Raw genomic sequence first — 15661 nt, 5'->3', positions numbered from 1 at the left:
CTATCTTACTGCACAGTAAACGTATACCGGCCACTGCCAACATTCACAACCTGATAACCGGGCTCATCAGTAAGCAATTTAAGATCAGCGCGATTCTGAATTGGCCGATTGCTTTCTGTAATTTTTTGGTCCTTTTCAGCCGGAATGTAAACTTTAGCCGTACTGCCAACAGGTACCGTGACTGTCATGGTAAAGGACGTCCCTTTTCGCCAGTCAACTCCGGCTTTCCCATACGGTGTTTCGGTAAGGTATTTGGCACTCGTCAGGTCGGCAACGGGCATGGGCTTGACGATAAGCTGCCGGTAACCAGTTTGGGTATCATCAGATCGAAGGCCAGCCAGCCGGGTGTAGAACCAGCTTATTCCACCGCCAAACATCGGGTGATTGTGTGATCCGGTCGTATCCCACTCTTCCCGGGTGGTAGTACTTCCCAGCGCGATCCAGTGCCCAAAACTAGGTTCAGTCGTTTTGTTCATAGCTTCATAGGCAAGGGCTTGTAACCCATTGTCAGCCAGCACCTCAAAGAAGTACCTCGTGCCAAAAATACCCGTATCCAGATGCCCACCCGCTTCGGCAATGTCATTCTTCAATGCCTGAATCACTCTCGGGTATTGGTCTGGCCTTACACCCATTTTCAGCGCAAAGATGTTGGCTCCGTACTTACCAAAAGTGCCATTTTGCTGATCGTAAAAAGTTGTCAGGAAGGTTTCTCTGGTTTTATCAGCTAGCGCTTTGTAGGTTGCTGCTTCGGCGGTTTTACCTAAAACAGCCGCCGTTTTGGCCGTAATATCCGAACAGAGCCAGAAATAAAAGGTGTGGACCAGTTCGTTCGGCGGCATCGTCTTGAGCCCAGCCCATTCACCTAAATTCCACCATTGAAGCGGTTTGCCGTCCTTGCCTGTCCGCTGCGAATGCATGATCCCTTCAGCATTTACCCAGGTTTGCATATACCGGATATAGCCTAACATGCCTTCGTAGCTTCGTTCAAGCATGTCTTTGTCGCCGTATTGCTGGTAAAACTCCCAGGGAATGATTTGCACAGCCGCTCCCCAGGCTACCCCTCCCCCACAACCCGGCTGCCAGGGAGCCCCATTCGGTACGTAACCCGTCGCCGGAATCTGAGCGCTCACAATATCCCGCATCCATTTGGTATAGAACGCCCTGACATCGAAGTTGTGCATCACCGTCTGGCAGGCTACCTGTGCATCGCCCGTATAGGCCGAACGCTCCCGGTGCGGACAGTCGGAAGCAATACCTCCGTGCATATTGTCCAGTTGCGACCGTTTCCAGATTGTATTGATCTGATTGAAAAGTTGATTCGACGTCTCAAAAACAGCCGACTCGGTCACGGCGGTATTGACCGCTTCGGCCTGTATGTTCTCCGCTTTCAGTTCGCCCGGCCAGTTGCTAATCTCTACCCCGCTAAACACAAACCAGTTGAAGCGGGGAGCATAGGATTCACCTTTCTTTCCGCTAAAGGTGTACGTATTTTCGCCCGAATACTGGTTGGCATTAAAGGTCATTTTGATCGTATGCCCCGCCGGACCGGTTACATTTTTCAGCCGCACCCAGCCCGAAATCTCTTCGGGAAACATGACTTTGTAGTTGCCATTGGCCAGTTTTTCAACGCTCACGGGCTGATACACGTTGGTGATTTTATCCACCGGAGCCGTATGCGCCACCAACTCGCCATAGGGAGCTTTTCGATTAACTACCGACTCCCATTTGGAATCATCATACGAAGGCATACACCAGTCGGGTTGTTCCTGTCGGGCATCGTAGATTTCACCGTCGTAGACCAGATCGGAGATAATAGCCGATTTAGCCGCTTTCCAGCTTTTATCCGATACAATGACCGCTTCGGTGCCATCGTCGTACGTCAGGTGGAGTTGGGCAATGAATCGAGGAGAGCCATACGACGCCGTCCAGAATTTGGGATCATTGTAAAATCCATTCCCCAGAATAGCACCGATCATGTTCTTGCCCGCACGGAGTCGGGCAGTAATGTCATATGCCAGATACATGACCTGATACGCCCGAAATTCATCGGGTAGCGAAATCAGAGCTTCGGGTAGTTGAGGCCGCTTGCCATAGTTAGTCTGGTTGGGTACCAGATAATCGTCAGAAGCTTTTTGTCCATTGACGTAAAATTCAAAATATCCCAGCCCCGTTGTGTACACAACTGCCCGCTTAATCTTCTTCGTGGTCGTAAATGCTTTTCGTAACAGAGGAGCGGGTGGTGGCAGAATTTTCGTCCGTTCGGCGGGTCCACCTTTGGGCTTCGGAATCGCTTCTTCGCCCTGCCAGGGAGCACCAATCCACTCCGCTTTCCAATCGCTTTTGGCTAATAAGCCCATGTGCCAGCTAGCCACCTTACTCCAGGACGAGGGTTTATTGTCTTTGTCCCAGACACGTACCTGCCAGTAGCAACTTTGCCGCGACTGGAGCGCCTTCCCTGCATACCAAACCCGGCTGGAGGCATCGCTGGTTAGCTTGCCACTGTCCCACAGGTCAGGGTGTTGTAAACCAGCTGGACTTGTCGCCACTTTTATCTGATAGGCTGTCTGGCCTTGCCCTCGCTGATTGACTGAAGCCGTATTGATCCAGGAAAGCCGAGGCTGTGTCTCATCCACAACGGACGGGTTAACCAGGTATTCGCAGGTGAGATCCTGGACAGAAAGCTGCCCGAAAACCAGATACCCTGGCAACATAAACAGGGTAAAAAACAGGTATTTTATCATAATGATCGTAATCTGAAAGCTCGCCATATAGAGGACTTACGAAAGCCCACAATCTATAAAGACTAAGCTGGTCATACTCTCATCACTCAGTTGCTTAACTAATTACAGTACCTGGCTGATTATTCCGCTCACGCATATAAACCATACCAATCGTCCACTCCTGTTTTGAATTGACCTGGCGGGACTCATTCGTGTCCCCACCAGGCTTGTTGGCGTGCCTGAAAAAACCGACGCTTTGCCGGGCGTACGGATTTAGTGATGAGTTTTTTAAATAGCCGTTTCATTGATTTGTTGTTTATCGGTTCGATTTACCAGAGCAAGTCCTTGAGTGCCCGATCTGGTAATGCAAAATTGAGCTTCGTCGTTGGCTAGACCATGCCGAACCCGGGCAGAATGGCAAAAGGAGGAAGTGAACTAGCGGTAAACCCGTTTCAACCGTAAAACGGTAATGATTTGATAACAGCCATAATCCAAACCAACGGCAAGCGGCTGGTGTGGATATAATCTACTTATTCTGTAGAAAAACAGAAACACTAGTTTTTCTCTAAAAAAGATAACACTCAGACTGTCAGCAGTTGGCCTGAAATTGGCATAAATAGAGGAAAAACAATCGCTAATCACAAAACCATTAGAATCATGGCAACATTTGGAGAAAGCATCGCTAACTTTTTTGGAGGAACGGACACCGACACGCAGGAAGGACTTAAAAGTCTGTTTATTACGGAACTAAAAGACATTTATTATGCCGAGAAGCAAGCTGTCAATGCTCTGGGCGAGCAGGCAGATGCTTCATCAACCGATGAAGTACGGAATGCTTTTCTACAACACCAACAGGAAACCCGCAATCAGGTGGCCCGACTGGAGCAGGTGTTCAGCAGCATAGGCATTGATGCTGACGAAGGCACCTGCGATGCTATTGATGGCCTAGTCGACGATGCCCAGCGCGTTGTTTCCAATACGGATTCAGGTTCATTGACCCGCGATGCCGGATTGATCATTGCCGGTCAGAAGATCGAGCACCACGAAATTGCATCGTATGGCTCGGCCGTAACCTTTGCCCAGGTGCTGGGCTATCATGAAGCGGCTCGTCTGCTCCAGCAAACGTTGGATGAAGAGAAGAATGCCGATAAGAAATTAACCACTTTAGCTGAATCGTTTGTCAACAACCGGGCGGCAGGGGAATCGAACGGGGATTCGTCGGATATGAACTCCTCTATGAATTATTCGGACCGGGACAATACCAGCGACAGCATCGTCAACCCGGATGGCACCCGGTATGCCGATTCGAACCGTGGCATGACTGGTCTATCCAATGAGTCCACGTCGGGTAGCGTTATCGGGTATTAATTTTTGTTTCAGGTTTCGCAGGTAGTGGTAGAGGTTGGCCGATGCGCGAGTAATTCACGCGATGGCCAACCTCTACCGTTTTAAAGACACTGCCACGAAAACGACCAGTCGTCGCTATTTTCCAGGCTTCGGCCAAAATACGCGACTCCATGATCGCCCCATTGCCAATGAGCTTTTTCTACGCTGTCGATCTGAAAGGCAAACTGCGGATTCAACGGCGTACTGACTTCCCAGAAAATTTCGCTTTGGACTAGTGTAGGCCATCCGCCAATCTTAATACCTTCTGCATTGGGAAACCGCTCTGGGTACTCATCTTCATCCAGTCGTGCCGGAATCGGAACTGGGCAGTCGTCCAGCATTGGATAGTCGGCATCAATGACTTCGGGCATCATTTGAAACGGTTTGATACCTGACGAGTCGGCAAGTTGCGGAAGCGGCACCAACTCAGTAAGCGTTTTATAGGTTCTCAGGCACCAGGAGGTGCCATTTTTATCGGCTGGATCAGGAATGTCGTTCGCGTCGATAAACAAGGTTATAAACGCCAGGTCCTGTACCAGCTCTGGCTTAAACGGGAACACCTGTAGGTTAATCTGGCAAAGTGCCCGCATGGGTTTCCCATTTGATACAGGCCATTGCTCATTAGCCCCAGCCAGCAACACCTTCCCAAACCACGATGCCTCCGGTTGATCGACAGGTCGAAACCCACCTACTTTCATCCGAATCGCCTTACGGCCCACAGCCTCCCGAAACGCTTTCTGATTCATTGTCAACGTCTATTTTTTCGTTCTTGCCCGATCGATCACGATCTGTAATGTCTGCTGCATAGCTGTAAACGACTCGTTTTGTGTGCCCATCTGCGTATGGAGCGCGGCCTGATGCGCGACAAACTTGGTAAAGACAAACTGTTGAGGTCCTTCCCGGAAAGGGTCTGCTCCTTTCTCCAGTAGAATCTGGCAAATCTCCCAAAACTCCTGCCGGGCAGCCGCCTGAAGCGCCGTATGCCCCGCCAGCCAGCTACGGGCCTGTGGTGGATACAAACTGTTTAGATCGGCTCCGTAGGTTAGAAGCAATTTTACTTTCTCAGTCGCATTCCCCGTATAGGAAGTCATGGTCGAAAAGAGCATTGGGGCATACTCGTTTTCGGGGTCACGGGCATTGGGGTTCGCACCTTTTTTCAGCAACCACTCCAGCAGGGTTGGGGTGCATCCCCGGCTTATCCGTACATGGGCAGGGGTGTGAAGTGCATCGGTCGTTTCCAGCGTAGCGCCTTTGTCCATCAGGGTCGAAAGAATAGCAATCGAAACGGAGTCGTCCGTATGCGCAGCGGCAGTCATAGCAGCAAAATCCAATAGCGTAACATGATCCGTTCCGGGTTCATTCAGGTTAGTGATCGGCGACTGTAACTGACTGCGTACCTGTTCTACATCGTGGGCTGCAATTGCTTTGGCCAGTTCCTGACGGGGCTTGTCCGTAAAATAGTACGTACCGTTGAATCGTTTTTGAGCTATATCGACCTCTTTACCTGCCGAAAATAACCGCAAACCCAATTGGGGCAATGCACTGATCATTGGCAGGCACAGGATGACAAAAATGGTAATGCGTACCCAGTTGAAAGGCAGGAAATTGGCGAGCAGCAACACAACCAGGATGATCAGTCCGAAGAACGAATACGCTTCGCCCAGTCCTTGCCCGGCCGGGTCAGAACCGAACGACTTCTTACTAATCAGCACATAGGCTAGCAGGAGTATGCCTACGCCAAGTATTGTCCAGTTGAGGTTCGTAATTAGTTTCATGGAGAAGGCGGCTAATTTCCAGTCCGTTAAGATTGAGGCTGTTTAAACGTTTATTATTCGATCAATAAGTGTGTGAATTTGTCATTCCGACCGGAGGGAGGAATCTCAACGTCCCAATAAGGCAACCTTGAGATTCCTCCCTCCGGTCGGAATGACAAATTCACACCTAATTTTTCTGTAAAAGGAAAAGTTTAACGATTGCATTTACAGTACAAGAGTACGCAGTGGAAATCTCCTCGAAAAGCAGGATTGAATAAGGAGTGAGCCTGAGTGTGCTACAGGCAGCTCTCAATCAATAATTAACAGGAACGGTTGGATAAAAGTAGTGCCGCTTATCTTTGCTTATCTCAAACCCCGAACCGTTGACATGACTATCCTGAACGAATTATCTGTACTCCATTATCCAGTCTTCTCAGACGCCTATAACTTCCGCAAGCTTTCCATCCGGTTTTGTATAGTCATTGCGCTCGCACTTTTTGGGCATCAACTCTTCAGTCAGAACCAGTCATCTAAAGCGCCAGAGCTCTATCGGCCTCAATACCACTTCTCACCCAAAGCTCACTGGATGAACGACCCCAACGGGATGGTATACCTCAACGGCACCTATCACCTGTTTTTTCAATACTACCCCAACGACACCAAATGGGGGCCGATGCACTGGGGTCATGCTACCAGCAAAGACATGGTACATTGGCAGGAGAAACCAATTGCCCTCTACCCCGACAAGCTCGGCTATATCTTCTCGGGCAGTGCCGTAGTCGACATCCATAATACCAGTGGATTTGGGAAAAACGGCAAAACTCCGCTGGTTGCCATCTTCACCCACCACAACCCCGATCTGGAAAAGAAAAAGTCAGACAAATTTCAATACCAGAGTATCGCCTATAGTCTTGATGAGGGCAAAACCTGGACGAAATATGCCGGTAATCCGGTCTTACAAAATCCGGGAATTGTCGACTTCAGAGATCCTAAAGTGCGTTGGTACGAGCCGCAGAAGAAATGGATTATGACCCTGGCAACCAAAGATCGGGTTACGTTTTTCTCATCGCCCGACCTCAAAAAATGGTCAAAGGAAAGCGAGTTTGGCAGCAATGTGGGCGCGCACGGGGGTGTTTGGGAATGTCCGGACCTACTCTCACTCGAGCATAAGGGCAAAAAAGTCTGGGTATTGCTGGTGAGCATCAATCCGGGTGGCCCCAACGGCGGATCAGCCACTCAGTATTTTGTGGGCGATTTCGATGGAAAGACATTCAAACCCTATTCGACACAAACGAAATGGATGGATTACGGTACCGACAATTACGCGGGCGTTACGTTCTCCAATACAGCCAATCGCACCATTCTGATGGGTTGGATGAGCAACTGGCAGTATGCCCAGGTGGTGCCCACGTCGGCCTGGCGTAGTGCGACAACGGTTCCGCGTTCGCTTCAATTGAAGGAAGTTAACAAGGAGCTCTACCTTACCTCAACACCCATAAGCGAACTGAATGTCCTGAACGGCCAAAGTTTTACTGAAAAGAATGTCTCCGTTAAAGGCGAATATGACCTGACCAGCAAGGCAAAGAACGCTTCCGGGCTATTCCGACTGAACCTGACGGCTCAGCCTGCGAACGATTTTTCGATTGTGCTGGCAAATGAGCAGGGCAACGAGTTAAGTATTGGCTACGACAAATCAGCAAAGTCGTACTACATCGACCGGAGCCGATCAGGAAAAATTGACTTCGAAAAAGGCTTTGGCAAACGACATACGGCCCCTCGGCTGTCGACGGAGGCTACCTTGTCGCTCACGCTATTGGTCGATGTTGCTTCGGTGGAGCTATTTGCCGATGGTGGCCTGACCGTGATGACCGATATAATTTTTCCCGATAAGCCAATGAACAAACTGACGATAAAATCGGTCAGTGGCCTATCGATTCCGGCCCTAACCTATACCCGACTTGCCCCTTCGGTAGGTACCGGCTTATAACCTGAGTTTATAGATAAAAGCTGATTGGATAAGACAAATTTGAGAAAAGAGATTTTCATCCGTTACATCCTGACTTTTTCTCGTCTTTATATCGATCCATGAAAGGTTGGACTCTTCATCAGCCAGGCCTTTCAGCATTTTCGATATTTACAGACATTGTATGCAGGTGCTTGACAAGGACACACTTCCCACTACTAGCAGAAATAGACATTTTCCCATTACACCGAGAGCGGTGGTCAATCGGTCGAACCAGATTCGCCTGCCCGGCCTACCGCGACCTATAGCCCATAGTTCCATCATTCGCCTGATGGGGTTCGGGAACTACAGTTGGGTTTATTTGACCGAACAAGCAAAACCAATCCTGATCGCCCAGACACTCAAACGGTTTGAAGATCAGCTTACCGATTTTGTCCGGATTCATAAATCCGAGATGATCAATCCACAGTTCGTCCACAAAATCAAACACCCGGACAACATAACACTTGAGGTGAGTTTGATCGATGGATATACAACTCGTATTTCCCGTAGACGGATTCGTCAGGTGCTTGAGAAGTTAGTACCTACTACTATCCTGCGGAATTCATAAGAAGCCTGGATTACTTCTAAATTAGCCCCCTTTCTTGGGGGCATTAAACTTTCTGACCAACTTTACGTTAAACCCCATAAACGGGTTAGGCAGGATTTATGAGGTCGGTGGTTGCTCTTATACTGGCATTGCTGATAACGGGAAGCAGTTTGCTTCCTAGTTTTGGCGTTGATCAGTTTAGCCGATTTGTCGATCTGGCCCAGCATTACCGCGAACATCGGCAACTGCAGCCCGGTTTGAGTTTCCTCGACTTTATGGAAATGCACTACGGGGCCAATTCTGAGCATCAAAAACACCCCAATCACAGCCACCATAATCTTCCGGCGGTTGGCCACACGATTCCGGTCTGCTCCCCAACCCCCTTTCTGTTGTTTGTTATTGCTTCCTTAGCTGTTCTTTTACTGGCCCGGTCGGCTTGTTTTCGGTACGCCAACCTCTATTCGTTTTTGAGCGTTTCGTCGCTAATTAATCCACCTCGACGCTAGGCTTGCGTATCTGTAGGCCGTAGTATGTCCAAACGGGTTACTTCCGGTAGTTCTCTCTCCATTTTGTGGTTCTTCTTACGCTTTTGATCAATCGGTAAAATTGATTCAGGCGGATGTATTCTTGCACGTATTTCCGGGCGAGTCGTTCCCATTGACCAATCCATCTGCGATTGACAACGGCTCCCCAACTGATTATAGCTGGCTTACGATCCTTGAGTAGCAATGCTGAATGCGATTATTCATTTCTCGATCCATAATAAGTTAATTATTGGCCTCTTCACCCTGGCCCTGATCGTCTGGGGAGGCTGGTCGGCAACCCAATTGCCTATCGATGCCGTACCCGACATTACTAACAACCAGGTTCAGATCATCACCAGCAGCCCATCGCTGGCGGCCGAAGATATTGAACGGCTGGTCACGTTTCCGGTCGAAGTCGGGCTATCCAACATTCCGGGCCTGATCGAAATCCGGTCGTTTTCCCGCTTCGGCCTGTCCATCGTTACGGTTGTTTTTACCGATGCTACGGATGTGTACTGGGCCCGTCAGCAAATTGCGGAACGACTGGTAGCGGTAACCACCCAGATTCCCCCGGGTGTTGGTACACCCACGTTAGCACCTGTTACGACAGGGCTGGGTGAAATTTTCCAGTACACCGTCGTCCCGAAAAAAGGCTACGAAAACCGTTATTCGCTCAGCGATCTGCGAACAATCCAGGACTGGATTATCCGCCGTGGACTACTCGGAACGCCGGGAGTAGCCGATGTCAGTGGTTTCGGGGGACTGATGAAACAGTACGAAATCGCCATCGACCCAGACCGTCTCCGTAGTTACGGCATCACGATTAATGATCTGTTTACAGCCCTTCAGCAGAACAATCAGAACACCGGCGGGGCCTATATCGACCAGAAACCCAACGCGTATTTTATCCGGGCCAATGGACTAATCGGGTCGACTGACGACATTGGCAACATCATGGTCAAACTAAATAGTCAGGGGTTGCCCGTTCGGGTGCGTGATATAGCCCAGATTGGTACAGGTTCGGCCGTACGGTACGGGGCTGTCACGCGCAATGGGCAGGGTGAAACGGTTGGGGCTATTGTGATGATGATTAAAGGGGGGAATTCGTCGGAAGTGATCAAAGAGGTGAAAGCCAAAATCGCTGAGATTCAAAAAACCTTACCGGAGGGTGTACAGATCATTCCGTTTCTGGACCGGACCAAGATGGTAAACAGCGCCATCAGTACCGTCGAACGAAACTTACTGGAAGGAGCCATCATCGTTATTATTGTGCTGGTTCTACTCCTGGGCAACTGGCGGGCAGGTGTGGTGGTCGCTTCCGTTATTCCACTAGCCCTGCTGTTTGCCATTTCGATGATGAACCTGTTTAATGTGTCGGGCAACCTGATGAGCCTGGGGGCTATCGACTTCGGCTTGATTGTGGATGGTGCCGTCATTATCGTAGAAGCGACCTTGCACCATTTGGCTAAAAGGAGTGCGGAGCGAGGAGCGAGGAGCGAGGAGTTGCTGAGACAAGAAACGACAGCCCCCTCATTACCTCCTCACTCCTCGCTCCTCACTCCTCGCTCCCAAAAGGAGATGGACGATGAAGTGTTTGGCTCGGCCAGTCGGATACGGTCGTCGGCTGCCTTTGGCGAAATTATTATCCTGATCGTGTACCTACCGATTCTGGCCCTTTCGGGTATCGAAGGCAAGATGTTCCGTCCGATGGCCTTAACGGTCGCCTTTGCCATTCTGGGCGCTTTCATCCTCTCGCTAACCTATGTGCCGATGATTTCGGCTCTGCTGCTCAGCAAGAATGTGGAGCACAAAGAATCGTTCTCCGATAAGCTTATGAAACGGCTGCATCGCTTTTATGAGCCGGTACTGCTGTGGGCGCTTCGGCATCGAATACTCGTTCTGGGGAGTGCTATAGCCATGCTGACGGTTGCGGCTTTTCTGTTTACACGCATGGGTGGTGAATTTATCCCACAACTTGATGAGGGCGATTTTGCGGTCGATACCCGTACACTTACCGGTAGTTCGCTATCTGAAACGGTCGATGCTACCCTGAAAGCCGAACGGATTCTGCTAAAACAGTTTCCTGAGGTGGAACAGGTGGTCGCTAAAATCGGCTCCGGCGAAATTCCCACTGACCCAATGGCCATTGAAGCCGCCGATCAGATGATTATTCTAAAGCCCAAAGACCAATGGACCTCGGCCACCACCCGTGACGAGCTGGCCAATAAAATGGCAGAAGCGCTCTCGGTGATTCCTGGCGTTACGTTTGGCTTTCAGCAACCTGTACAGATGCGTTTCAACGAATTGATGACAGGGGCTCGTCAGGATGTTGGGGTAAAAATTTACGGCGACGATTTAGCTCAACTCGAACGGCTGGCCGGGCAGGTAGGACGTATTATTCGAACCATCAATGGCGCTAAAGACCTGTACGTGGAGCAGGTAGCCGGACTGGCTCAAATCCAGATTCAGCTCGACCGATCCAAACTGGCCCGGTTTGGCCTGAACGTAGTTGATGTGAACCGAACCATCAACACCGCCTTTGCCGGGCAATCGGCCGGGCAGGTATTTGAAGGCGAAAAACGGTTTGATCTGGTAGTCAGGCTGGCCGCCGACAAACGTCAGCGTATCGAAGATGTTCAAAATTTATACGTAGCAACGCCCCCCGGCCCGAACGGAATGACTCAGCAGATTCCCCTTTCACAAGTAGCGCAGGTAAGCATGCAACAGGCTCCTAACCAGATTCAGCGCGATAATACCCACCGCCGGATTACACTGGGTTTCAACGTTCGTGGGCGGGATGTCGAAAGTATCGTGACCGAGCTACAGCAAAAGGTAGGCCGGCAAATCAAGCTTCCACCAGGTTACTCAGTTACGTACGGCGGTCAGTTTGAGAACCTGGTCGATGCCAAGCGTCGACTGGGCATTGCGGTTCCCGTGGCGCTGGGACTCATTTTTGCGTTGCTGTTCTTTACCTTCAACTCGATTCGACAAAGTCTGCTGATTTTTATGGCTATTCCACTGGCCGCTATCGGTGGTGTATTCGCCTTACTGATACGGGATATGCCGTTTAGTATTTCGGCCGGTGTCGGGTTTATCGCGTTATTCGGAGTATCAGTCTTAAACGGCATTGTACTCATTGCAGAATTTAACCGGCTTCGTCACGATGAAGGGCTAACGGATTTGACGGAAATTATCCGGCGGGGTGCCGAAGTTCGGTTACGTCCGGTAGTAATGACAGCCCTAGTGGCGTCCTTTGGCTTTATTCCCATGGCGCTCTCCAACTCAGCAGGAGCCGAAGTACAAAAGCCACTGGCCACCGTTGTTATTGGTGGGTTATTGACAGCCACCCTGCTGACACTCCTGATTATCCCAATCCTGTATTCGTTTTCGGAGAAGAAATCAATTGAACGCGAGAAGAAAGCTGTCGAAAAAGGTGCGAAATCGATTCCGGCAACGAGCATCCTACTGTTCTTGCTGGCAAGTGGCCTTTGCGTTTCCCAAACGGCACGGGCACAGGTTCCACAACTGATAACATTGGAGCAGGCCATTCAGCAGGCTACTACTCGCAACGCGCAGGTTCAGATCGCTGAGTTGAGTATCAATCAGCAGCAGGCCCTTCGACGAACGGCTTACGATCCGGGTCGCCTATCGGCTATGTTGATACTGGGGCAATACAATAGTCGACGGTTTGATAACAACCTGACCCTGACACAGACCATTCCGAACCCAACGCTGATGCAACGGATGGCAAAGCTAAACGACCAGACCGTTTCGGGCAGGCAGGCAACAGCTCAGGTAACGCGCAACGATGTAGTGTTTCAGGTAAAACAAACGTACTATGACCTGCTCTATCTGGCTCAGCGAAACCGGCTCTTTCAGCAGCAGGACACGTTGTTGACCGCTTTCGTTAAGGCCGCAACGGTTCGGTTACGAGTAGGCGAAACCAATACGCTGGAAAAAGCAACGGCCGAAAGTCAACTGGCTGACCAACGAGTGAAACTAGCTCAAAATCAGGCGGCTCAAATTGATGCACAAACTCGTTTTCAAACCCTGTTGCTTCGGCAGGAGCCGGTAAGCTTACCCAATCAACCATTACCTAAGCTTACCCTTACATTGCCAACTGATAGCTCATTATTGGCGCAGAACCCATTGATCCGCCAATTGCAGCAACAAATCCAGATCGCCGAGCAGAGTCGATTGGTTGAACAGGCCCGATTAAAGCCCGATTTTCTGGTTGGTTTTTTCTCCCAGACCTTAACGGGCAACCAGCTTATCGATGGGCAGGAGTTGTATTTTGGGCCGGGGTATCGGTTTCAGGGGGGGCAGGTCGGCCTCACCTTCCCCTTGCTTAGCGGAGCCGGTCGGGCGCGGGTCGAAGCAGCTCGGGTTGGAGAACAACTGGCGCAAAAGGAACTACAGATGCAGCAGACAGCTCTCCAACAGCAGGTAACGAAGGCCGTAGCTCAGTACAACCAATACCGCAATGCCCTGGTCTATTACGAACAAACAGGCTTGGCTCAGGCCCAGCTCATTCAGAATCAGGCGCAACGGGCCTTCAGTGGGGGTGACATTGGCTATGTTGAATATTCGCTGGCTCTCCAGCAAGCTTTGAACATCCGGTTAAGTCACCTTGATATACTTTATCAATACGACCAATCGGTGTTGTACCTGGGCTATCTGGCCGGTATGCCCTAGCGCTGTTTACCTCAGTATCTGGATTTCCTTTTTACCATCACATGGCCATTTCACGATCTCTTTGCATGAATACGCAACGCAATATTTTATCCTATACATTATTACTTCCTGTGTTCCTGACGGGAACACTTCTGGTATTTAGTTGCCAATCCAGCTCAGAAAGCACTACTGACAATCAGTCTCCCCCAGCCGATTCGACACAGTCGGAAGCAACGGGCCCGGTTCAGGTGACCCTAACGCAGGCGCAATACAACATGGCCGAAATTCAGTTGGGCCAACCTGAATCCCGGTCCATGCAGACGAACCTGAAAGTAACAGGTATACTGGAAGTGCCCGCTCAAAATGAAGTATCGGTATCGGTACCGGTCGGTGGATACATCCGAAAAATACAGCTTGAACCCGGTATGCGGATTCGCAAAGGGCAACCGCTGGTCGTACTCGAGAACCCCGAATACGTTCAGCTTCAGCAGGATTATCTGGACACAAAAGCCAAACTTGACTACGCCGATGTAGAATATGCCCGACAACTGGAACTCAGTCGTGAGAATGTAGCCGCGCTGAAAGTGTTCCAGCAAACCAAAGCCAACCGGCAAAGCTTACAGGCTCAGTTGGCAGGCTTGGGGCAGCGGTTAAGTATGCTACACATCAACCCGGCTACTCTGACACCCGAGCAACTCACCCGAACGATTACAATTCCTTCGCCCGTTTCGGGATTTGTGACCGATGTACCCGTCAATAACGGTCGTTTTGTCAACCCTGCCGATATTATTGTGCAATTGACCGACATCAGCCACATGCACCTACAGTTGAGTATTTTCGAGAAAGACCTGAGCCAGATCCACATTGGGCAGCCTGTCCGCTTTGCACTGGGTGGCGATACAAGCCGTCAGGTCAGTTCGTTTCCGCATAAAGGCTCTATTTTCCTGATTGGCAAATCCATTGCCACCAACCGAACCGTTCCTGTGCTGGTTCACCCGAAGGGGCAGTCCAGCGATTTTATCCCCGGCAGTTATGCAACCGCACAGGTGGCTGTCAGCGCGCAACAACTCACGACTTTACCCGAATCGGCCGTGGTTAATTTTGCGGGCAAATCGTATGTCTACGCACTTGAGAAACGGTTAAAAGCTGGTTATGTATTCCAGCAAACAGAAGTAAAAACGGGGATTCGCGAAGGGGGGTATGTAGCCGTGACGCTTCCTGCTGAGATTGACCCACAAAAAAGCCCCTTGGTTTTGAAGGGGGCGTATAATTTGCTGGCAAAGCTTAACAATAGCGAAGAAGAATAGCATGGCCGACTTACATCTCCATCATCAGGAAGAGCACCTGCAAAGCTCTGATTTCATTTCCGATATAGTGATTGGCATGTCGGATGGTCTTACCGTTCCCTTTGCCCTGGCGGCTGGACTAAGTGGAGCCGTGGCGAATTCGTCGCTGGTCGTAACGGCAGGCATTGCCGAAATCGTAGCGGGTTCCATTGCCATGGGCTTAGGCGGGTATCTGGCCGGCCGTACCGAAGCCGACCACTATGCCTCCGAACGTCGGCGGGAAGAGCGCGAAGTGGAAACCGTTCCAGAACGCGAAAAAGAAGAAGTGCGCGAGGTGTTTGCCGAAATGGGGCTCAGTCCTGCTCTTCAGGCCGTCATTGCCGACGAGCTGGCGAAGGACAAAACCAAGTGGATTGACTTTATGATGAAATATGAACTAGGCCTCGACCAACCCGATCCAAACCGGGCTACCAAAAGCGCCTTGACCATTGGCTCAGCTTACATAGCCGGTGGACTGATTCCATTAGCCCCTTATTTTTTCATCAATCCGCCTGCTTTGGCCCTGATCTATTCCTGCGTATCGACCCTGATCTGCCTGTTTATTTTCGGCTATTTCAAGGGCAGTGCAACGGGGCAACCACCGATTGCCGGAGCGTTTAAAGTGACGTTGATCGGAGCCTTAGCGGCAGCCGCTGCGTTTGGCGTCGCCCATTTTTTCAGCTAACAAGGTCAGCATAAACGAACCGGTTTTATTCAGGGATACTG

General features: G+C 50.4%; 10 protein-coding genes. 7 read left to right on the top strand and 3 right to left on the bottom strand.

What is annotated here, in order from left to right:
- Nucleotides 1-5: 5 nt before the first annotated feature.
- Entirely contained in the window at nucleotides 6-2741 is a 2736-nt protein-coding gene (locus ACYVFD_RS17165; protein ID WP_461091501.1) for a family 78 glycoside hydrolase catalytic domain, read from the bottom strand.
- Nucleotides 2742-3377: 636 nt separating this feature from the next.
- Between ACYVFD_RS17165 and ACYVFD_RS17160 the strand changes: the two genes are divergently transcribed.
- Entirely contained in the window at nucleotides 3378-4088 is a 711-nt protein-coding gene (locus ACYVFD_RS17160) for a YciE/YciF ferroxidase family protein (RefSeq protein WP_461091500.1), read from the top strand.
- An 80-nt stretch (nucleotides 4089-4168) separates the two neighbouring features.
- On the opposite strand, the gene ACYVFD_RS17155 is transcribed toward ACYVFD_RS17160, so the two are convergent.
- Nucleotides 4169-4852 carry a DUF1963 domain-containing protein gene (locus ACYVFD_RS17155; protein WP_461091499.1) on the bottom strand — a complete coding sequence of 228 codons (684 nt, stop codon included), beginning with the start codon at nucleotides 4850-4852 and terminating at the stop codon, nucleotides 4169-4171.
- A gap of 9 nt (nucleotides 4853-4861) precedes the next feature.
- Entirely contained in the window at nucleotides 4862-5881 is a 1020-nt protein-coding gene (locus tag ACYVFD_RS17150) for an ankyrin repeat domain-containing protein (RefSeq protein WP_461091498.1), read from the bottom strand.
- A gap of 367 nt (nucleotides 5882-6248) precedes the next feature.
- Here ACYVFD_RS17150 and ACYVFD_RS17145 point away from each other — a divergent pair, with 367 nt between their 5' ends.
- The 6 genes from ACYVFD_RS17145 to ACYVFD_RS17120 all read left to right on the top strand — a co-directional run bounded on the left by ACYVFD_RS17145 (nucleotide 6249) and on the right by ACYVFD_RS17120 (nucleotide 15620).
- Nucleotides 6249-7847, top strand: a complete 1599-nt coding sequence (locus tag ACYVFD_RS17145) for a glycoside hydrolase family 32 protein (protein ID WP_461091497.1) — start codon at nucleotides 6249-6251, stop codon at nucleotides 7845-7847.
- A 160-nt stretch (nucleotides 7848-8007) separates the two neighbouring features.
- The gene (locus ACYVFD_RS17140; protein WP_461091496.1) at nucleotides 8008-8433 is read left to right on the top strand and encodes a LytTR family transcriptional regulator DNA-binding domain-containing protein; all 426 of its coding nucleotides are present in this window, start codon (nucleotides 8008-8010) and stop codon (nucleotides 8431-8433) included.
- Nucleotides 8434-8582: 149 nt separating this feature from the next.
- Nucleotides 8583-8918: a hypothetical protein gene (locus ACYVFD_RS17135; RefSeq protein ID WP_461091495.1), complete on the top strand. Its 336-nt coding sequence runs from the start codon at nucleotides 8583-8585 to the stop codon at nucleotides 8916-8918.
- 222 nt (nucleotides 8919-9140) lie between these two features.
- Nucleotides 9141-13631, top strand: coding sequence for a CusA/CzcA family heavy metal efflux RND transporter (locus ACYVFD_RS17130; protein ID WP_461091494.1), 4491 nt, complete (start codon nucleotides 9141-9143; stop codon nucleotides 13629-13631).
- Between the two features lie 65 nt (nucleotides 13632-13696).
- Nucleotides 13697-14917, top strand: a complete 1221-nt coding sequence (locus ACYVFD_RS17125) for an efflux RND transporter periplasmic adaptor subunit (protein ID WP_461091493.1) — start codon at nucleotides 13697-13699, stop codon at nucleotides 14915-14917.
- Nucleotide 14918: 1 nt separating this feature from the next.
- The gene (locus ACYVFD_RS17120) at nucleotides 14919-15620 is read left to right on the top strand and encodes a VIT1/CCC1 transporter family protein (RefSeq protein ID WP_461091492.1); all 702 of its coding nucleotides are present in this window, start codon (nucleotides 14919-14921) and stop codon (nucleotides 15618-15620) included.
- The last annotated feature ends 41 nt before the right edge of the window (nucleotides 15621-15661 follow it).

It is taken from the genome of Spirosoma gilvum (assembly GCF_054776815.1).
The sequence above is the reverse complement of the archived record's forward strand: the minus strand, read 5'-3'. Positions and strand labels throughout refer to the sequence as shown.

Bases quoted from the DNA above. Each gene is read 5' to 3' on its own strand.
- ACYVFD_RS17165 (WP_461091501.1), bottom strand. From the start codon at position 2,741: ATGATAAAATACCTGTTTTTTACCCTGTTTATGTTGCCAGGGTATCTG.
- ACYVFD_RS17160 (WP_461091500.1), top strand. From the start codon at position 3,378: ATGGCAACATTTGGAGAAAGCATCGCTAACTTTTTTGGAGGAACGGAC.
- ACYVFD_RS17155 (WP_461091499.1), bottom strand. From the start codon at position 4,852: ATGAATCAGAAAGCGTTTCGGGAGGCTGTGGGCCGTAAGGCGATTCGG.
- ACYVFD_RS17150 (WP_461091498.1), bottom strand. From the start codon at position 5,881: ATGAAACTAATTACGAACCTCAACTGGACAATACTTGGCGTAGGCATA.
- ACYVFD_RS17145 (WP_461091497.1), top strand. From the start codon at position 6,249: ATGACTATCCTGAACGAATTATCTGTACTCCATTATCCAGTCTTCTCA.
- ACYVFD_RS17140 (WP_461091496.1), top strand. From the start codon at position 8,008: ATGCAGGTGCTTGACAAGGACACACTTCCCACTACTAGCAGAAATAGA.
- ACYVFD_RS17130 (WP_461091494.1), top strand. From the start codon at position 9,141: ATGCTGAATGCGATTATTCATTTCTCGATCCATAATAAGTTAATTATT.
- ACYVFD_RS17125 (WP_461091493.1), top strand. From the start codon at position 13,697: ATGAATACGCAACGCAATATTTTATCCTATACATTATTACTTCCTGTG.
- ACYVFD_RS17120 (WP_461091492.1), top strand. From the start codon at position 14,919: ATGGCCGACTTACATCTCCATCATCAGGAAGAGCACCTGCAAAGCTCT.